The following is an 18,370-nucleotide window of genomic DNA, read 5'->3' on the forward strand; positions in this document are numbered from 1 at the left end:
CTTGAAGAATAAGTTTCTATTTTCAGTTTTTGTCTATTTTATTATTTTAGTTTTGCTATCTCTAGGATCATGGCAACTATATAGATTAAGTTGGAAACTAGATCTAATAAAACAGATTGAAGATTCGTTAAAAAATGAGCCAGTTGAATTAGCCAATATAGAAGAAAAAAATTTTTTAAGAATTAAAACTTCAGGAAAAATTAATTTTCAGAAACAAATTTATTTATATAATTTAAATGAAAATGGCAAACCTGGGTTTGAAGTTATAAATCCGATCTTAATAAATGATAAAAATTATCTAATTAATAGAGGATGGATACCATTTGATAAAAAAAATAAATCTGAAATTAATTTAATCAATCAAAACAATATAATTGGAACTTTAAAAGCTCAGTCTAAAGCAAACTCTTTTAAGCCTAAAAATGAAATTAATAAAAATTACTGGTTCACATTAAATAGAGATGATATTTTTAAATATACGGGTAAAAAGTTTTCAAAATATATAATCTACTTAAATGGAGATTATAATTTGCCAAAACCTAAAATCGTAACTGCTAAAATTTCAAACAACCATAAAAAATATGCAATTACTTGGTTTTCAATGGCGATTTCAATCCTTTTAATATATCTATATTTTAGAAAAAAAAATTATTAGATGGAATACATAAGTACAAGAAATAATAAAAAAACCTTTAAATTTAGGGATGTTTTTATAAAAGGCCTTGCAGATGATGGCGGCCTATTCATACCTAAATCTCCTCACAAAGTAGATATTAATGAGCTTAAAGGTCTTGAGTACAACGATTTAGCAAAGAAAGTTATTTATCCGTTTATAGGTGACTTTATGACTGAAATGGATCTAGATAAAATTATTGATCAATCTTATTCAGTTTTTAGAAAAAAAAATGTTATTGATCTAATCAAAGTTGGCGATCGATCTGTACTTGAATTATTTCATGGCCCAACTTTAGCTTTTAAAGATGTAGCAATGCAACTTTTAGGTAATTTTTATGAATATTACTTAAATAATCAAAATGAAAAGCTTAATATTGTTGTTGCAACTTCAGGAGATACCGGGGCAGCAGCTATTGATGCAATAAAAGGTAAAAATAATATTAATATTTTTGTTCTACATCCTCATAATAGAGTGTCATCTGTTCAAAGAAAATTAATGACAACAGGTAAAGATAAAAATGTTTTTAATATTGCTGTGAATGGAAATTTTGATGATTGTCAAAATTTAGTTAAAACAATGTTTGCGGATAAAGACTTTTCAAATGATATCAAAATGTCAGGTGTAAATTCAATCAATTGGGCACGTATTATTGCTCAAAGTGTATATTATTTTTATAGTTATTTTTTAATAGAAGATGACAATCGTCCGATCAATTTTTCCGTACCGACAGGAAATTTTGGTGACGTATATGCAGGATATTTAGCTAAAAAGATGGGGCTTCCAATTAATAAATTGATAGTTGCAACTAATCAGAATGACATTCTTCATAGAGCCATCTCAAGAGGTAGCTATGAAGTGGAGAATGTGTTTGAAACGATATCTCCTAGTATGGATATACAAGTTGCAAGTAATTTTGAAAGATTACTTTATGATTTAAATGAAGGTGATGATTTACAAACAATAGATGCAATGAAAAATATTAAAGAAAAAGGAAAATATATTATTAATCAAGAAAAATTAGATAAAATAAATGCTAATTTTTTATCTTCTAGAATGAGTGAAGAGGAAGTTTTAAAAACGATTAATGAAGTTTACAAAAAATTTAATATCGTTTTAGACCCACATAGTGCGATTGGCTATGGTGCTTTTGATAAAATAAATCTAGATGGAAATAATATAGTTTTAGCAACAGCTCATCCATGTAAATTCCCTGATGCAATTAAAAAAGCTATAGATATAAAAACTGACCTACCTAAAGAATTGATGTTTGTTATGAATGAAAAAGAAAATTATGATACTATTGAAAATGATGTAGAAAAAGTTAAGCAACACATAAAAGAAAGAATTCAATGAATATAAAAGAAAATGATCAAATTCCCAATATAGATATTTTTGCTATGGAAAATGGAGAACCCGTCAAAAAAAATACCCAAGTGCTTCTTAAAGATAAAAAAGCTGTTATTTTTGGTCTTCCAGGAGCCTATACCTCTGTTTGTTCTGCAAAACATCTTCCTGGATATGTGAATTTGTTTGATCAATATAAGAAAAAAGGAATTGATTATATTATTTGTATTTCAGTTAATGATCCATTTGTAATGAATGCGTGGGGTAAGGAACATAATGTCGGTGATAAGATATTAATGATTGGAGATCCATTTTTAAATTTTACTAAAGCAATTGGAGCTGATGTAGATAAAAGTGCAAGAGGGCTTGGCATTAGGTCTAACAGATATACGATGTTAGTTGATGATTTAAAAATTGTTAGAATACAAGAAGAGGCTGATACCGGATCTTGTGAAGTTTCAGCAGCAGAAAATTTTATTAAATTAATCTAAATTTGCAGCTTTTTTTGCCATTAGATCTACTTCTTCATTAATAGGATTGCCAGCATGAGCTTTCACCCAATTCCATTTAACATTTAAAGATTTATCTAAATTATATAATTCAACCCATAAATCTTTGTTTTTAACATCTTCTTGTTTAGATGTTTGCCAATTATTATTTAACCACTTTTTGATCCAATTTGTTATTCCAAGCTTAACATATTGAGAGTCTGTATAAATATTAATTTCTGAATCATTATTCATCTCTCTTAATGCATTAATAGGTGCTAATAATTCCATTCTATTATTAGTAGTTTTTTTTTCATTACCACTAATCTTTTTTATTTTTCCACCATCATTAATTATTGCTGCCCAACCACCATTCCCAGGGTTAGTTAGACAAGAACCATCAGTATAGATTTCAATCATTAATTTAAATAATCTTTGTAAGACCTTAACTTATTATGAATAATAAGTTTTTGATAATATTCATTGGGATCTTTAATTTTTATCAATGCAGTTTTAGGAGTATTTGAATAGTCATACAGTCTTGTTAAAAGATATCTCATTGCAGCCCCCCTACATAAGATTTTTAGTGATTTTTTTTCCTTTATTGAAATTTTTTTGACACTTTCGTAACCATTTATTAGTTTTTTTATCTTTTGTTTATTGATCTCAAATTTTGAGTTTTTATAATCAAAGCATAAAGCATTTATACAAATAGCAATTTCATACATAAAGATATCATTTGCCGCAAAATAAAAGTCTATTACTCCTGATAATTTATTTTTATTAAAAAAAATATTATCTATAAATAAATCACCATGTATTATTCCTTGAGGAAGTTTTGATGGCCAATTTTTTTTAATTTCTTTTAAATTATTTGTTAAAATTTGTTGCAAGTTATCAAATTTTTTTGATTTGAATTTTAAACTTTTTAATAATGGTCCTAGCTGTTTAATCCCCATTGAATTTTTTCTAGAGATTTTAATTTTTTTTGTAATTTGATGAATATTTGCTATTACTTTACCTACTTCATAACAATTTTTTAGATTTAACTTAATCTTATCTCTTCCATTTATAAAAGAAACAATGCATGCTTTTTTATTTTTTAAGTTTATTAAGTGTGTGCCTTTTTTACTTTTTAGGGGTTTTGGACATTTAATATTAGAGTTATTCAGTATTTCCATTAGTTTCATAAAGAATGGAATTTCTTTATTTGAAACTCTCTTTTCAAAAATTGTTAAAATAAACTTATCTTTTTTAGTCCTTAATAAGTAATTTGTATTTTCAATTCCCTTTTTTATACCTTCGAAATGAGTAATTCTTTCCATTTCAAATTGATCATTGATTAAGTCAATGTCTTTCTTATTGATCTTTGTGTAAACGGCCATTTAGTTTAATTTTTTTGGGATTTTAAATACTACATTTTCTTTAATTATTTCTACTTCATCTATTTTAATAGTAAATCTATTTTTTAAACCATTAATAAAATTATCTACCAATATTTCAGGAGCTGAAGCTCCGGATGAAATACCAATCGTATTTACTTGTTGAATTTTATTATAGGGTATTTCACTTTCTGAATGGATTAGCATTGAATTTTCACAGCCAGATTTTTTGGCAACTTCCACAAGTCTAACTGAGTTTGAAGAATTTCTACTACCTATTATAAAAAACATATCACAATTTTTAGCTATATTTTTAACAGCCATTTGTCTATTGGTTGTTGCATAACAAATATCTTCTTTTTGAGGTTCTCGTATATTTTCAAATCTACTTTTTAAAATTTTAATAATTTCTTTTGTATCGTCTACGGACAGAGTTGTCTGTGTAACAAAAGCAATTTTTTTATCGTCTTTATTGTAATAATTTTTGGCTTCTTCTTCACTTTGTATAAGATCAATTGAACCTTCAGGTAATTGACCCATAGTGCCTATAACTTCAGGGTGATTTTTATGACCAATTAAAATTATATGATAACCAGCTTTATTCAAATTTTCAGCTTCTCTATGTACTTTAGAAACCAACGGACATGTTGCGTCCACATATGTCATGTTATAATTCCTAGCATCATCCGGTACTGTTTTTGGTACTCCATGGGCTGAAAAAATAACTGGTCTTGATTTATCTTTTATTTCATCAAGCTCTTCTACAAATATAGCTCCTTTTTTTCTTAAATCATCAACAACAAATTTATTGTGAACTATTTCGTGACGAACATAAACTGGTGCTCCGTATTTTTGAATTGATTTTTCTACAATTTCTATAGCTCTTTCAACACCAGCACAAAAACCACGAGGTGCAGATAATAATATTTTTAATTCTTTATTTTTCATTTTTTTTTTCTAGAAAATATTCCAGCAATATATGTGGAAAGGTTAAAGACGCCAAACCTATAAATATTATTTTTAAAATTGCACTATCTAAATTATAAAAATTGCTCAGTAGATAAAGTGTAATAAATGAAAAAATACCTGTCAAAATTGTTAATGGCAAAGCTTTTTTGACAAACAATCTAAATCCACTAACTACACTATTAGAATCAAGCTCTATAGCTAGTGAAATTGAATGTCTAATCGAATGTAAAAAACAGAAATAAGTAGTAAAAGCTAGCAGTGGAGATAAATAGTAATTTAATATCAAAATTGAAAAATAATCTAAAAAAATTGCAAATTTTTTAATTTCAAAATTCTTTAAAAAAAGAAAAATACTAGATAAGGTACTGCAGACTATTCCTATTTGAATTAATTTATTTGTCTCAATAAAATTTAAACTTAAATAAAACATCTCATTATCAATTAATAATAATTTGAAAATTGATATAGTTTCCTGAAAATGAAAATATAAAGGAGTAAGTATAATTAAAAATCCTTTAAAAAAATAAAGCATTTGAGTAAAATAAGATCTATCATTAATCAAGAATTCTGTATCCTCTTTACCAAAGTGGTATGAGGCAATTATTAGAAAAATAATTAAAGTTATTGAAGGCAATAACATCCAAGTTGCTATGACTGCTGCTGAAATTAAAATATACGTAATATAGAATATATAATTTGATTTTATATTAAATAACTCAAGAAGTTTTTTTCCCTTAATGTGGTCTAATGAACCGTGGGAAACACCTATGATTAAAATTAAAAGTAAACACAAAATTGGTGAAATATTTAAATTGCTATACTTAAAAAATAAAACACAAAAAATATTTACCACAAAGAAAAAAATAAATGAATGATTAAGATTAATCTTTTTTATTTTATTGCTCATGTTAAATTAATTCTTTTAAAAATTTCCATTTAGGCATTTTTAGAATCACTTCTAAATCTTCAAAAAAATTACTTTTATTTGATAAAAAATTAATAGCTGTTTTGGGTTTTGAATTAAAAACCTTTAAAAATATATTGCTCATTTCAGTAGAATTATTTTTAAGAACTCTTAATAAGATTTGATCTAAAAAATCATATTTTGAATTAATTTTAAAAAGATTTATATTCTTAATATTTTCTATGTTTTCCCTTATATATTTGCTCTGCTCTTGAATATTCAGAAAAGTATAACCCGTACTTAGTCTAGTCATGCCTCCTGCTGATCCTATGTAAATTTCATTTAATTTATTTACATTTTTTTGTCTAAAAAGTGGGATTGCACCAGTTTCTTTGAAATTAATTTTACAGTTTCTGATATTTAGGTGTTTGCTCAAGTAATCATTAATTTGTTCATCATAATCTTTAAGTTTTTCATCATTTAATTCAGATATCCATGTAGTTTCAACTAACGCATTTCTTTTTGTAAATGGAAGCGTATAAAAAAAATGAACCTTGTTTCTTTGATCACAAGCAAAGTCCATCAAATTAAATATCTCATCATCAAAAAAGTCTTTTTCAGTCTCTATTTCAACTCCACAAAAATGCTGCCACAAACTACTCTTTTTGTTTTCAAAATTTGGTACACTATTAAATACAATTGAATTTGATTTATCTAAATCATCAATATTTTTAAAAAAGTGAATGTTTTTATTAAGTTTAAGTTTTGAAAGTATTTTTTCATAAAACATGCCACTATCAATTGTCTGATAAGGGGTAGATTGGCAATCTACATATTTTGTTTCATCTTGAGTATTTATTGTAAAATTATTCCAACTTTTTTTAACACAGTCATCGAAGTTATGTGAAAAAACCTTCCAAAAAGACCAAGTTTTATCTCTTTTATATTCTCCTCTTGGTTCAATGATTGCTAAAGTATTATTTTTTAATTTGTCATAAATTTCCAGTTCATATGCCAATGAGAGACCCGCACAGCCCCCACCATTAATTATATAATCAAATTCTTTCATTTAAATTTATTTCTTCATTAATTAAATCATGATCATGTTCAATATTATCATCGTTTTTACTTATAAGTGATAACTTTATTAAGTCAAAAATAGATAACAAAGTTTCAATTATTTTTTCAATATTTGAAACATAAATTTTTCCAGATTCTTTATAATTTTCTAAATTTTTTTTTTTTAGAATTTTGTAGCCAATTTTTCTATAAACTCTTCTAGCAACTAAAATTGCAAAACGAAAAGTTAAAGGGATTTGTTTTATTGAATAGAATGAATTTTCATAATAACTTTCAGAAAGTTTTATAGTAGATTTTATTTCTTCAAAATTAAGATTTATATAAGATCTTCCAAAATTAAGATCTTCTACAACATCCCTAGATATATTTGTTAGTTGCATGGCAATACCAAGATCAATAGCTGATTTTAATGAGCTTTTCTTATTTACTCTTAAAATTTTAGCCATCATTAAACCAACAGTTCCCGCTACTCTATAGGAGTAAAGTAATAAATCCTTTTTTTGACTCAATTTTATATTTTTCTGAATATCAGAATTTATTCCATCTAATAAGTCATGAACAATTTTTAGGGGAATATTAAATTCATTTATGAGTTGCCACATATTTTTAATAATAGGATTATTAAAGTTTTGATTGTTAAAACTACTCATAAAATCTAAAAATTTTCTTTTTTTTATTTCAATTGCTTCATCGCTATCAGCAATATCGTCAGCAACTCTGCAAAAATCATATAAAGCAGAACATTTTAAATAAGTTTGTTTTGGTAAGAAAAAACCTGCCCAATTAAATGATTTTGCGTATATCGATAAGTAACTTTGATCACCCATTAAATGATTTTATCTAATACTTTTGCAGAAGACAACACACCCGGTACTCCAGCTCCGGGGTGGGTTCCTGCTCCAACAAAGTAAAGACCATCATATATCTCTGATTTATTGTGAAATCTAAAGTATGCTGATTGTGTAAATTTTGGTTGGATAGAAAAACCAGAACCATACTTAGTATTCAAATCTTTTTCAAAATAATCTGGTGTAAGGTAAAAATCTTCTACAATATTTTCCTTAAGATTGGGCATCAAATCTTTTTCCATTTTTTTTACGACTAATTTTTTCATTTTTTCACCCTCAATATCCCAATCAATTTTTGATTGATTGTTAGGAACTGGTACTAACACATAAAAACAGTCATTTCCTTCAGGAGCCATTGATTTGTCGGTCGCTGTTGGCCTATGGAGATAATAACTAATATCTTCATTTAATTTTTTTTTATCAAATATATCATTTAGATGTTCTTTATATTTATTACCAAATTTTATTGTGTGATGCTCAACATTCTCATAAATTTTCTTTGTTCCAAAATAATACACAAACAAACCCATAGAATATTCCATACGTTTTTTTTTCCAATTAAATAGTAGAGAGTTATTATCATTTTGACTTAACAATTTTTCATAAACAGCGGGTGGATCTGCATTACAAATCACATTATCAGCATCTATAACTGTATGATTATTTATTTGAACACCAGAAATTTTATTATTACTTGAGATTATTTCAGTAACTTCACTTTTTTTTAATATCTTTATTCCAACTTCATTCATTAGTTTTTCGTAACCTTTTATTATATTCCCAGTACCACCCATCGAGTAATGTATTCCCCATTTTTTTTCTAAGTACAAAATTAGTCCATAAATAGAGGTTGTTGAAAAAGGGTTTCCTCCAACTAAAAGAGGGTGCATGCTCAGCATTCTCCTCAATTTTTCACTCTTGATATATGAGGAAACCAGTGAATAGACCGATTTATAACTTTTTAGTTTTAATAGTGAAGGCAATTGTTGCACCATTACAAATGGTTTATCAAAAGGGACATCCGCAAGTTCAGTAAAACCTTTATCAAAAATTTTTTTTGTAAAATTTACTAATCTTTCATAGCCTTTTACATCTTCCATTTTTATTTTTTGAATTTGATTTTTCATTTCTAGCTCATTTCCAGAGTAATTAAATTTTGTTTTATCCTCAAAAATGAATTGGTACCAAATTTTAAGTGGAGTAAGTTTAATATAATTCTTGGGATCTTTTTTAAATAAATCAAATAATTCATTAATCAAATAGGGAGCCGTTATAACAGTTGGTCCGCCATCAAACGTAAAACCATTTTTTTTAAATACTCTTGCTCTTCCACCTAGGTCAGGGTGTTTTTCTATTATTGTTACTTCATGACCTTTAGCTCTAAGTCTAAGAGCAGCCGCAATTCCACCAAATCCAGATCCAATAACTATAGAATTCATTTTAATAATTTATAGTTTTTTATAAAAATTGTAAGAATATTATGAGTTAATCTTTTTTAACTCTTCTTTAGTTTCATCTAGGTTTTTTTGAAATACTGCGTCTAGTTTAGATTTATCAACAGAAGTTGAGATAATCTTTTTAACTGAGTCCACTGCAATTTTAATTGACGCATCTTTAATTTCTTTGATTGCAGCCTCTTTCATTTGACTTATTTTATTTTCAGCCAAATTTTTCTTAATTTCTGACGATTTATGAAATTTATCATTAAGTTCTATAATTAACTTATCTGAGTCTTTTTTGGCCTCATCCAAAATTTCATTACTAACTGTTTGTGCTGTATCTAATTTGTTTTGAGCATTATCAAGTAATGTCTTTCCTTCAGTTCTTAATTTTTCGCTTTCATCAATTTCATTTTTGATATCAGAGATCATTTTATCTAACATCTCAGTAACTTTTTGAGGAATTTTTAGATAAATTAGTGCTCCAAAAAAAATAACAAATGAAACTGCCACCCAAAATGTTGCATCAATTGCCATAATATTTATCTCCACTTCTTTTTGATAAATCATCCACAATTGCAGAAATGCTACTATTGTTAACTTCAGCACCGATAAGTTTTTGGATTAATTCTGACGAAGTTTCTATAGCTATCTTATTGATTTTCACAGCTGCACCATTTTGCAGCTCTTTTATTTCTTGCTCTGCTTTGCCAATTTCATCATCAATTTGCTTATCCAGAACTTCTTTTTTTGCACTAATGTCTTTTAATGCTTTTTCTCTTGCTTGATTGAAAATACTTTTTGCTTCCATCTTGCTTTTTAAAACAATTTCTTCGTATTCTCTAAGCTTTTCTTCACTATTTTGCCTTTGTTTATCTGCTGCCTCAACATTTTCTAAAATTTGTGATTTTCTAGACTCTAAGTTGTCACTAATCTTTGGAAGTATTAATTTTGATAAAATTATATACAGAATTCCAAAAGTAAGAGTTAACCAAAAGATCTGTGAAATCCAAAATTCTGGATTTAATTGAGGCATACCTCCGCTTTCAGCCGCAAAAGCTTCCAAAGAAAAAAGGAAGCTAAAAAATATAGACTGAAAATATATTTTTTTAATCATCAAATTTAAAATGCAAATAAAATGATTAATGCAACTACTAATCCAAATAATCCTGTTGCTTCTGCAAGTGCAAAACCTAAAAGCAAATTAGGAAATTGTTTTTGCGCTGCTGATGGATTTCTCATTGCACCAGATAAATAATTTCCAAAAATTATTCCAATACCAACACCGGCACCAGCTAAAGCTATTGCTGCCAAGCCTGCTCCGATCATTTTTGCTGCTTCTAATTCCATTATATCCTCCTATGTTAATTAATGGTGTAAATTTAATGCATCATTTAAATAGATGCAGGTTAAAATTGCAAAAACATAAGCTTGAAGAAAAGCAACTAAGATCTCTAAGCCTGTTAATGCAACTGAAAAACTCAGTGGAAGCCATCCACCAACTATTCCAAGACTTATTACAAAGCCTCCGAAAACTTTCATCATAGTGTGACCTGCCATCATGTTAGCAAATAATCTAACTGATAAACTAATTGGTCTACTTAAGTAAGAAATTATTTCAATAACTACAATCAGCGGAAGTAGTACTGCAGGAACTCCGCTTGGTACAAATAATTTTAAATATCCAAAACCATGTTTCATAAATCCAATAATTGTTACACCAATAAAAATAAATGCAGCTAAAACAAACGTTACAATGATATGACTAGTTACTGTAAAAGTATAAGGTATCATTCCAAACATATTGCAGAAGAGTACAAACATGAAAAGAGAAAATATAAATGCAAAATATGGCTTCGCTTTAAGACCAGCAGTATCGCTAATCATTTTTGAGACAAAAGTATAACTAAGTTCTGCTAGAAGTTGAATTTTATTTGGTATTAATGAATTTTTTTTTGATCCAAGATTAAAAATTATTAGAATTGCAACTGAACTAATAATCATAAACAAACTTGCATTTGTAAATGAGATATCGAATGTACCTATTTTAATTTCTGGTCCAATTCTGTGAACATTGAATTGGGTCATTGGATTTGATGCCATAAAATCTTATCTATTTTTGCATATTTTTTGCAGACCTAATTACATTGGTTATTCCAGCAACCACACCCACAAAAAAAAATATTAATATAAACCAGGGTTTAGTACCAAAGGTCTTGTCAAAAATAAACCCAATAATTGTCCCTACAGCCACAGCAGCAACTAATTCTGTGCTCAATTTGAAGGCTGTTCCAATAGCTGATGGATTATCCTTTTTATTATACAGATTTTTCTTTGAAATCTTGCTTTTTGCAATCTCTAAGCGAGTTTTAAACGGATCTTTTGACATTTATAAAGTTTAGGCGACCATACTCTCTGCCTTTTGTAAATCAACAGCTACTAGCTGACTTATCCCTTTTTCCGGCATAGTTACCCCATAAAGTCTATTCATTTTGGACATTGTTAAGGCGTGGTGAGTTACAATAATAAATTTTGTATTAGTAATTTTAATTAGTTCCTCAAGTAAATTACAAAACCTTGTAACGTTAGCATCATCAAGAGGGGCATCAACTTCGTCTAATACACAAATAGGAGATGGGTTAGTTAAAAAAACTGCAAAAATTAGGGACAGAGCAGTTAGTGCTTGTTCACCACCAGAAAGCAATGTTATTGATTGAAGTCTTTTACCAGGAGGACTGACTAACATTTCTAACCCTGCTTCTAATGGGTCGTCTGAATCAACTAATTCTAATCTAGCGTTTCCACCATTAAAAAGTTTTGTATATACTTCGTTAAATTTTCTATTAACTTTTTCAAAAGCCTCAATTAATCTTTCTCTTCCTTTTTGATTTAGTTCATTGATACTATCTTTTAATTTTACTATTGCAGTCACTAGGTCTGAACGATCTTGTTCCATTTTTTTAATTTCATCTTCATATTTACTAGTTTCTTCATCAGCTTTTAAATTAACAGATCCTAAACTTTCTCTTTCTTGTTTTTTTTTATCTAGAGCATCTTCTTGATCAACAGCATCTGGTAATTCCTCAACACCATTTAAGTTAGAATTTTCTAAAATATCATCTTCAGTTAAGTTAAGCTCAGAATTAATTCTTTCTAATAAGTCACCTTTTCTTTTTTGAAGACCTTCTATTGTAGCTCCTGAACTTGCTTTTCTTTCTCTAATTTGAATAGATTGTTCTTGAATTTCATTTAATTCATTTCTCAATGTTTCTATTTTACTATCTGTCTCTTCAATAATTGCATCATTATCAATTTTTTCTTTATCAGAGATTCTCAAATTTTCAGAAATCTGACCTTTTCTTTCTGCTTGAATTCTAGGTTGATTATCCAGTTCTTTAAATTGAGCTGAAAGCTTATTTTTTCGTTCAATTAATTCAGCAACCATTTTTTCTGAATTTGATAATAAGTTTTTCCAACTTTCAATTTCAGTTTCAATAGTTTTTATTCTTTCATTACGTTTAATAGACTCATTTTTGATAGATTGATTTTTACTATAAGCATCAGCATATTTTTCTTGAAGTTGTTTTATATTTTTTGATTTCTCATTTACACTTAATAGCTCATGTCTACTTTTCTCATTTTTTAAGTCATTTAAAAAGTTATCAAGTTCAATGTTACATCTGTCTAGCAATGTAACTGCTTGATTGATTTCATTTAGATCAATTAATTCTTTAACTCTATTTATTGAGTTTTTAACATTTTTAATCGGGCCTAAACTGGTATTAATAGTTCCTTCAGCAATATTATTTACAACTTCATCTACAGCTTCTTGTTCTTTTTTAAGTTCTTTCTTGGCATTTTCTAAGTCTTCATTAGATAGTTTTTCAGTTTCAAAATATTTAGAGTCTACTTCTATTAGATCTGCTTTTTCCTCTTTAAGTCGTTTTTCGTTTGAATTTGCGTCTATTATTATTCCTCTTTCTCTATTTATATCTTCATCAAGAGTTATTATTGATTTATTAATAGACTCTATCTCATCTTGTATTCTAGTATTTTCTTCATCCAAACTTTGCAGTTCAAGATTAAGTCTTTGTATTCTAGATAAGTTTTCAATATTTTTTTCTCTAAGTGGAGATACTTTTTCAGTCGCTGTTTTAATTAAATTTTCAAGCTCAGCAATTTTATTGTTAAATTCTTCTACTTCTACTCCTGCTTCATTATTAATCTCATTTTCAATTTTTATTTCTTTATCAATATCTAGTAATTTTAGGTAATATAGCCCAGCTTCAATCTTTTTAATTTCTTCAGAAATCAATTTATACTTTGTAGCTTCCTCTGCTTGTTTTTGAAGGTTGGCCAATTGTTTTTCTTGTTGTCTTCGCAATTCATCTGCTCTTTTAAGATTATTTTCTGCAGCTCCCAATCTTAATTCAGCCTCATGTCTTCTAACATGTAAACCAGAAATTCCCGCAGCCTCTTCTAAGATAGCTCTTCGATCAGTTGGCTTTGCTGTTACTAAAGCTCCAATACGTCCCTGACTAATCATAGAAGGTGAGTGGGCACCAGTTGATAGATCTGCAAAAAACATTTGAACATCTCTTGCTCTTACCTCTTTGTCATTTATATAAAATTTAGAACCTTTATCTTTTTCTATTTTTCTTCTAACGCTCATTTGATCTTGATCGCGGTATTGGACAGGTCCTTCATTATTTTTATTTTCTACATCAATAGAAACTTCTGCGATATTCTTTGAAGCTTTATTGGAAGTACCATTAAATATTACATCTTCCATTCCAGAACCACGCATACTTTTTGCAGACGTTTCTCCCATTGCCCATCTTAACGACTCAACAATATTAGATTTTCCACACCCGTTAGGACCTACTATTCCAGTAAGTCCATCTTCAATTAGAAAATTAGTTTTATCTGCAAAAGATTTAAATCCATTTAATTGGATTTTTTTAAACTCCATGCGTTAACTTATATCAGTTTTTCTAGAGCTTTTTTTAAATTTTTATAAGTTAGGGTTTTTTCAAATTTTTTGTCATTTATGACTATCGTAGGAGTAGAATTTACCTTAAAGTTTTTTACACCATCTATTCGGTCATTTAAAACAAAATCTTCTATTTCTTTATTGTTTATACATTTATCAAAATTTAGATCAAAGCCAATACTGGTTAGAAATTTTTGAAGATTTTTATTAGCTTCTTCTACGGAACTGCCCTTAACCCATTTCTGCTGGTTTGCAAATAAACTATTTAAAATTGCCGAATCACCATCATTCTTACATTGTGAAACTTTTGAAGCATTGAATGCCGCAACATCTAATGGAAAGTGTCTAAATTCTATTTTAGCCAAACCTGTATCAAGATATTCTTCTTTTAATTGAGGATATACATCTTTGTGAAAATTTGCGCAGTGGCTACAGGTTAAAGACTCAAATGCTATTATAGTTATTTTTGCATCTTCATTACCAACAAATATTCTTTTTATTTCTTCTGCATTTATGTTTGAGATAGTACAAAAAAATATAAGGGTAAAAGCTAAAATTTTTTTCATTTTTTTTTAAAGACCTTGGTTAATTCTATAAGTGATTTTTTTATTTTATCATTTTTAATATTATTAATTTTATCTTGGTATTTATCAATTGCGACATTTTCTTGTTTAGTTTCAGTTTTAATAAAAATTTTTTGCTCGTCATCGAAACTTATAAATTTAAGTTTCTCAACTACTGTATAACCAAAAAAGCTATTCATCTTGTCCATTATGTCTTTTTTTGAATATTCCATGTCAACCTCATGGCCTCTTTTAACCATTATCAATAAAGCACTAACTCCAAACTTATTAGAGTTTTTAAATGTTTTTGGATAACAAACTTTAAATAATTCCTCACCAACTATATATTTCCAGTTACTTAAAGTTTCAGAATAAATATGACCCTTTTTATTTATAATTTTTTTTACATTCTTTGGCAAAGTGTCTTTGAATGATCTTAAACCTTGAATGGTTTTACTTCTCTGCTTAGTATTATCTTTAAATTGCATATGAAAGAATTAATAATAACAAATAAAATTCTCAATTGGTATGATATTCATAAGAGAACATTACCTTGGAGAAAAAAGACTTCTTTAAAAAAAAAGCAATATTATACGCTGGTTAGTGAATTTATGTTGCAACAAACACAAGTTGCTACTGTGATTCCTTATTTTAACAGATTTATAAAACATATTCCAAAACTAGAGGCTCTTGCTAGATATGATGATCAGAAATTAATCAAGCTTTGGGAAGGTCTTGGCTATTATTCAAGAGTTAAAAATTTAAAAAAAACTGCTCAAATTGTTATTAAAGATTTCAATAAAAATTTACCTAATAATCTTTTAGACCTTAAGTCACTGCCTGGAATTGGAGATTATACAGCAAGCGCTATTATGGCTATTGCATTTAATGAACCCATTATTCCTTTAGATGGTAATATTGAAAGAGTTTTAAAAAGATACCTCTACTTAAAGAATGAAAATGAAATTTATAAAGATTATTTAATTAAACAGAAAAAAGTATTTGGAACCTCTTTAAGAGCTAGCGATTATGCTCAAGCCTTGATGGAATTAGGAGCATTAATATGCAAACCAATAAATCCTTATTGTGAAAGATGTCCTGTTTCAGGAAAATGTAAATCTTTTAAAAAAAAAGATTTTGTTTTAACTAAATTTAAAAAAAATAAAAAAGAAAAATATTATTTACTTAAAGTTTATAAAAAAAATAAAAAATATTTATTAGTTAAAAACAAAAATTTTAATTTTTTAAAAAATTTAGATATTTTTCCAATGCAAGAAATTATTAAACCAAAAAAATTTGATCATAATCTAAATTTTAAAATGTCTAACATGAATATGAACATTAAAATTCAAACTGATAAGGCAAATAAACCTTTGCCTTTTTCTTATTGGATTGACCCTAAAAAATTAAAAAAATATACACTACCAACTTTTACAAAAAAAATTGTTTCATATTTGGAAAATCACTCATGAAAAAGATTGCAATAATTGGAGCAGGTATTTCAGGTTTATTCGTTGCAAACTTGTTAAGAGATAATCAAGATTATCAGGTAACTATTTATGAAAAAAATACCTCAATTGATTTAGATGAAGGATATGGAATACAATTATCAACTAACAGCATCAAACTGCTTAATAAAATTGGATTTAATACTTTAGAAAATGAAGATAGATTTCATCCTGATAAAATTGATTTTTATACTATCAAGCCAGAAAAGAAAATATGTGACCTAAATATTTCTGATTTTAATTCTGCAGATTGTAAGTACACAACACTTAAAAGATCTAAATTAGTTAAATTTTTAACAGATCGATTAAATGATAATATAATTAAGTTTGATTACAGTATTGAAAAAATTGAAAAAAATGATGATCAAATATATTTAACTTTTAATAGAAATAATAAAACAATTTGTGACTATTTGATTATTTCTGACGGTGTTTTTTCAAAAGGAAAATCATTAATTTCTAATAATGAGATAAAGTCTTCATATAATAATTCTATTGCTATTAGAGGAACTATTTTAAGAAATAACCTTCAAAATTTAAATGAAAATAATATTTCTTTATTCATGGGGGATAATTTTCATTATGTGATTTATCCAGTAAATAAAGACAAAGAAAATTACAATTTTATTGGAATTTTGAAATATCAATTAACTGCAAAAGAATTGGAAAATTATAGTCTTTTTAAAGAAGAATCTTTCATTCAAGGCATTAAAGACAGGCTAAAAAATAAAATTTCAATAAGTATTCTCGATGATATCAAATGCTTCCCAGTTTTTGTTAGTAAAGGTTATCTCAAACCAGGTAAAAATATCTTTTTACTAGGGGATGCATTTTTTGCTTTCACGCCTTCATTTGCCCAAGGTGCATCACAATCGATTGAAGGAGCATCAGAGTTATTTGACAATATTATAAATAATAAAAAAAATTTTTATGAGGAAAGAGTTGCAAAAGTAAAAATGATCAATAACAGATCAAAATTAAATCAATTTACTTTTCACGTATCCCATCCATTGATAGTTTTTTTTAGAAATATTAGCTTAAGAGTATTAGCAAAAAATAAGAAATTTTTAGAAAATTATTTAGGCAAAATTTATAATAATTAATTTTTTGCGATTAATCTTTGTCTTAGATAATCAATTGGAAGTATTCTTCCATTGATGTCACAATGCCAATAAGTCCAACCGTTACAACTTTCAGCGCCCAAAATAGTAGCTGCAACTTTATGTATAGAGCCTTCAGCCAGATTATGTTTAATGCTACCGTCGGCCATAATTCTTGCAGTTATTTTCTTTTTATTATCAAAAATGTTAGTACCAGGTTTGATTATTCCAAGCTCAACAAGAGACCCAAAAGGTATTCTTGGTTTTGATCTATTATTTTTGAGTGTGTCTAACAAATCATCTTCAATAGGTTTTGTATTTTTTAACCTTTGTTCTGCTGCCTTAAAATAACTCTTTTCTTTTTCAATACCAAAATAACTTCTACCCAATTTCTTTGCGACAGTTGCAGTGGTTCCAGATCCTAAAAATGGATCTAAGATCATGTCATCTTTATTAGATGATGCTAGTAATACTCTGTGAAGAAGAGACTCTGGTTTTTGTGTTGAATGTACCTTTTTACCGTTTTTTTTAAGTCTCTCAGCTCCATTACAAATTGGTAAATCCCAATTAGATCTCATTTGAAGATCATCGTTTAAACATTTTAATGACTGATAATTGAAAGTATATTTTGATTTTTCACTTTTTGAAGCCCAAATTAAAGTTTCATGTGCATTAGTAAATCGTGTTCCCCTAAAATTAGGCATAGGATTATTTTTGTTCCAAATAACATCATTTAAAATCCAAAAACCTAAGTCTTGTATTGCTGTCCCAACTCTGAATATATTGTGATAACTACCAATAACCCAAATAGCTCCATCTTTATTTAGAATTCTTTTACATTCTGATAACCATTGATATGTAAAGTCATCATACTTTTTAAAATTTTCAAATTGATCCCACTTATCATTTACAGCGCTAACTTTAGAACGATCTGGTCTAGTCAATTCACCTTTTAATTGTAAGTTGTATGGAGGGTCTGCAAAAATTAAATTAAAAGTTTCACTTGGAATTTTTTTTAATTCTTCGAGACTATCTCCGTTAATAATTTTATTTCTAAATTCACTTTTCATTTGTAA

The 18,370-nt window shown here is 27.4% G+C and carries 21 protein-coding genes; 5 read left to right on the forward strand and 16 right to left on the reverse strand.

The window, feature by feature from the left end; genetic code table 11:
• The first annotated feature begins 1 nt into the window (after window position 1).
• The 3 genes from F754_RS0100605 to F754_RS0100615 are packed head-to-tail and all read left to right on the forward strand — an operon-like array spanning window position 2 to window position 2,511.
• Window positions 2-655 (forward strand): SURF1 family protein, encoded by a 654-nt coding sequence (locus F754_RS0100605; protein WP_023647980.1) that lies wholly within the window; start codon window positions 2-4, stop codon window positions 653-655.
• Window positions 656-2,029 carry a threonine synthase gene (locus F754_RS0100610; RefSeq protein ID WP_023647981.1) on the forward strand — a complete coding sequence of 458 codons (1,374 nt, stop codon included), beginning with the start codon at window positions 656-658 and terminating at the stop codon, window positions 2,027-2,029.
• Window positions 2,026-2,511, forward strand: coding sequence for a peroxiredoxin (locus tag F754_RS0100615; RefSeq protein WP_023647982.1), 486 nt, complete (start codon window positions 2,026-2,028; stop codon window positions 2,509-2,511). Before F754_RS0100610 ends, F754_RS0100615 begins: the two co-directional genes overlap by 4 nt.
• On the opposite strand, the gene rnhA is transcribed toward F754_RS0100615, so the two are convergent.
• Genes rnhA through F754_RS0100690 form a run of 15 tightly spaced genes read right to left on the reverse strand, consistent with a single transcriptional unit; the run spans window position 2,503 to window position 15,174 of the window.
• The gene (rnhA, locus tag F754_RS0100620) at window positions 2,503-2,928 is read right to left on the reverse strand and encodes a ribonuclease HI (protein WP_023647983.1); all 426 of its coding nucleotides are present in this window, start codon (window positions 2,926-2,928) and stop codon (window positions 2,503-2,505) included. The genes F754_RS0100615 and rnhA overlap by 9 nt on opposite strands.
• Window positions 2,928-3,893, reverse strand: coding sequence for a homoserine kinase (locus tag F754_RS0100625; RefSeq protein ID WP_023647984.1), 966 nt, complete (start codon window positions 3,891-3,893; stop codon window positions 2,928-2,930). Before F754_RS0100625 ends, rnhA begins: the two co-directional genes overlap by 1 nt.
• The gene (gene ispH, locus F754_RS0100630; protein WP_023647985.1) at window positions 3,894-4,838 is read right to left on the reverse strand and encodes a 4-hydroxy-3-methylbut-2-enyl diphosphate reductase; all 945 of its coding nucleotides are present in this window, start codon (window positions 4,836-4,838) and stop codon (window positions 3,894-3,896) included.
• Window positions 4,828-5,766, reverse strand: coding sequence for a Brp/Blh family beta-carotene 15,15'-dioxygenase (locus F754_RS0100635; protein WP_023647986.1), 939 nt, complete (start codon window positions 5,764-5,766; stop codon window positions 4,828-4,830). The genes ispH and F754_RS0100635 overlap by 11 nt, the downstream gene beginning before the upstream one ends.
• Window position 5,767: 1 nt before the next feature.
• Window positions 5,768-6,832, reverse strand: a complete 1,065-nt coding sequence (locus F754_RS0100640; protein WP_023647987.1) for a lycopene cyclase — start codon at window positions 6,830-6,832, stop codon at window positions 5,768-5,770.
• Entirely contained in the window at window positions 6,819-7,670 is an 852-nt protein-coding gene (locus F754_RS0100645; protein WP_023647988.1) for a squalene/phytoene synthase family protein, read from the reverse strand. The genes F754_RS0100640 and F754_RS0100645 overlap by 14 nt, the downstream gene beginning before the upstream one ends.
• A complete protein-coding gene (gene crtI / locus F754_RS0100650) occupies window positions 7,670-9,130 on the reverse strand; it encodes a phytoene desaturase (protein ID WP_023647989.1) in 1,461 nt (486 codons plus the stop codon). Before crtI ends, F754_RS0100645 begins: the two co-directional genes overlap by 1 nt.
• 39 nt (window positions 9,131-9,169) lie before the next feature.
• Window positions 9,170-9,667: an ATPase gene (locus F754_RS0100655; protein ID WP_023647990.1), complete on the reverse strand. Its 498-nt coding sequence runs from the start codon at window positions 9,665-9,667 to the stop codon at window positions 9,170-9,172.
• A complete protein-coding gene (locus F754_RS0100660; RefSeq protein WP_023647991.1) occupies window positions 9,657-10,196 on the reverse strand; it encodes an ATP synthase subunit B in 540 nt (179 codons plus the stop codon). The genes F754_RS0100655 and F754_RS0100660 overlap by 11 nt, the downstream gene beginning before the upstream one ends.
• 56 nt (window positions 10,197-10,252) lie before the next feature.
• Window positions 10,253-10,480, reverse strand: coding sequence for a F0F1 ATP synthase subunit C (locus F754_RS0100665; protein WP_006997791.1), 228 nt, complete (start codon window positions 10,478-10,480; stop codon window positions 10,253-10,255).
• Between the two features lie 18 nt (window positions 10,481-10,498).
• Window positions 10,499-11,233 carry a F0F1 ATP synthase subunit A gene (locus F754_RS0100670; RefSeq protein ID WP_023647992.1) on the reverse strand — a complete coding sequence of 245 codons (735 nt, stop codon included), beginning with the start codon at window positions 11,231-11,233 and terminating at the stop codon, window positions 10,499-10,501.
• A gap of 10 nt (window positions 11,234-11,243) precedes the next feature.
• Window positions 11,244-11,519: an AtpZ/AtpI family protein gene (locus F754_RS0100675; RefSeq protein ID WP_023647993.1), complete on the reverse strand. Its 276-nt coding sequence runs from the start codon at window positions 11,517-11,519 to the stop codon at window positions 11,244-11,246.
• A 9-nt stretch (window positions 11,520-11,528) separates the two neighbouring features.
• Window positions 11,529-14,102 (reverse strand): AAA family ATPase, encoded by a 2,574-nt coding sequence (locus F754_RS0100680; protein WP_023647994.1) that lies wholly within the window; start codon window positions 14,100-14,102, stop codon window positions 11,529-11,531.
• A gap of 8 nt (window positions 14,103-14,110) precedes the next feature.
• Complete coding sequence (locus tag F754_RS0100685) at window positions 14,111-14,689, reverse strand: thioredoxin domain-containing protein (RefSeq protein ID WP_023647995.1); 579 nt, start codon at window positions 14,687-14,689, stop codon at window positions 14,111-14,113.
• Window positions 14,686-15,174, reverse strand: coding sequence for a DUF721 domain-containing protein (locus F754_RS0100690; protein ID WP_023647996.1), 489 nt, complete (start codon window positions 15,172-15,174; stop codon window positions 14,686-14,688). Before F754_RS0100690 ends, F754_RS0100685 begins: the two co-directional genes overlap by 4 nt.
• Here F754_RS0100690 and F754_RS0100695 point away from each other — a divergent pair, their 5' ends adjacent.
• Complete coding sequence (locus tag F754_RS0100695) at window positions 15,175-16,158, forward strand: A/G-specific adenine glycosylase (RefSeq protein ID WP_023647997.1); 984 nt, start codon at window positions 15,175-15,177, stop codon at window positions 16,156-16,158.
• Complete coding sequence (locus tag F754_RS0100700; protein WP_023647998.1) at window positions 16,155-17,297, forward strand: FAD-dependent monooxygenase; 1,143 nt, start codon at window positions 16,155-16,157, stop codon at window positions 17,295-17,297. Before F754_RS0100695 ends, F754_RS0100700 begins: the two co-directional genes overlap by 4 nt.
• Here the strand turns inward: F754_RS0100700 and F754_RS0100705 are convergent.
• On the reverse strand, window positions 17,294-18,364 hold the full coding sequence (locus F754_RS0100705; protein ID WP_023647999.1) for a site-specific DNA-methyltransferase: 1,071 nt from the start codon (window positions 18,362-18,364) through the stop codon (window positions 17,294-17,296). The genes F754_RS0100700 and F754_RS0100705 overlap by 4 nt on opposite strands.
• Window positions 18,365-18,370 lie beyond the last annotated feature (6 nt).

Origin of the sequence: Candidatus Pelagibacter ubique HTCC8051, from assembly GCF_000472605.1 — a bacterium.
GTDB classification, from domain to species: domain Bacteria; phylum Pseudomonadota; class Alphaproteobacteria; order Pelagibacterales; family Pelagibacteraceae; genus Pelagibacter; species Pelagibacter communis_B.

Excerpts from the sequence above, each read along its gene's own strand:
- F754_RS0100675 (WP_023647993.1), bottom strand. The coding sequence starts at position 11,519 with ATGTCAAAAGATCCGTTTAAAACTCGCTTAGAGATTGCAAAAAGCAAG.
- F754_RS0100690 (WP_023647996.1), bottom strand. The coding sequence starts at position 15,174 with ATGCAATTTAAAGATAATACTAAGCAGAGAAGTAAAACCATTCAAGGT.
- ispH (WP_023647985.1), bottom strand. The coding sequence starts at position 4,838 with ATGAAAAATAAAGAATTAAAAATATTATTATCTGCACCTCGTGGTTTT.
- F754_RS0100705 (WP_023647999.1), bottom strand. The coding sequence starts at position 18,364 with ATGAAAAGTGAATTTAGAAATAAAATTATTAACGGAGATAGTCTCGAA.
- F754_RS0100665 (WP_006997791.1), bottom strand. The coding sequence starts at position 10,480 with ATGGAATTAGAAGCAGCAAAAATGATCGGAGCAGGCTTGGCAGCAATA.
- F754_RS0100645 (WP_023647988.1), bottom strand. The coding sequence starts at position 7,670 with ATGGGTGATCAAAGTTACTTATCGATATACGCAAAATCATTTAATTGG.
- F754_RS0100655 (WP_023647990.1), bottom strand. The coding sequence starts at position 9,667 with ATGGCAATTGATGCAACATTTTGGGTGGCAGTTTCATTTGTTATTTTT.
- F754_RS0100695 (WP_023647997.1), top strand. The coding sequence starts at position 15,175 with ATGAAAGAATTAATAATAACAAATAAAATTCTCAATTGGTATGATATT.
- F754_RS0100640 (WP_023647987.1), bottom strand. The coding sequence starts at position 6,832 with ATGAAAGAATTTGATTATATAATTAATGGTGGGGGCTGTGCGGGTCTC.
- F754_RS0100670 (WP_023647992.1), bottom strand. The coding sequence starts at position 11,233 with ATGGCATCAAATCCAATGACCCAATTCAATGTTCACAGAATTGGACCA.
- F754_RS0100700 (WP_023647998.1), top strand. The coding sequence starts at position 16,155 with ATGAAAAAGATTGCAATAATTGGAGCAGGTATTTCAGGTTTATTCGTT.
- crtI (WP_023647989.1), bottom strand. The coding sequence starts at position 9,130 with ATGAATTCTATAGTTATTGGATCTGGATTTGGTGGAATTGCGGCTGCT.
- F754_RS0100680 (WP_023647994.1), bottom strand. The coding sequence starts at position 14,102 with ATGGAGTTTAAAAAAATCCAATTAAATGGATTTAAATCTTTTGCAGAT.
- F754_RS0100615 (WP_023647982.1), top strand. The coding sequence starts at position 2,026 with ATGAATATAAAAGAAAATGATCAAATTCCCAATATAGATATTTTTGCT.
- F754_RS0100610 (WP_023647981.1), top strand. The coding sequence starts at position 656 with ATGGAATACATAAGTACAAGAAATAATAAAAAAACCTTTAAATTTAGG.
- F754_RS0100635 (WP_023647986.1), bottom strand. The coding sequence starts at position 5,766 with ATGAGCAATAAAATAAAAAAGATTAATCTTAATCATTCATTTATTTTT.
- F754_RS0100685 (WP_023647995.1), bottom strand. The coding sequence starts at position 14,689 with ATGAAAAAAATTTTAGCTTTTACCCTTATATTTTTTTGTACTATCTCA.
- F754_RS0100625 (WP_023647984.1), bottom strand. The coding sequence starts at position 3,893 with ATGGCCGTTTACACAAAGATCAATAAGAAAGACATTGACTTAATCAAT.
- rnhA (WP_023647983.1), bottom strand. The coding sequence starts at position 2,928 with ATGATTGAAATCTATACTGATGGTTCTTGTCTAACTAACCCTGGGAAT.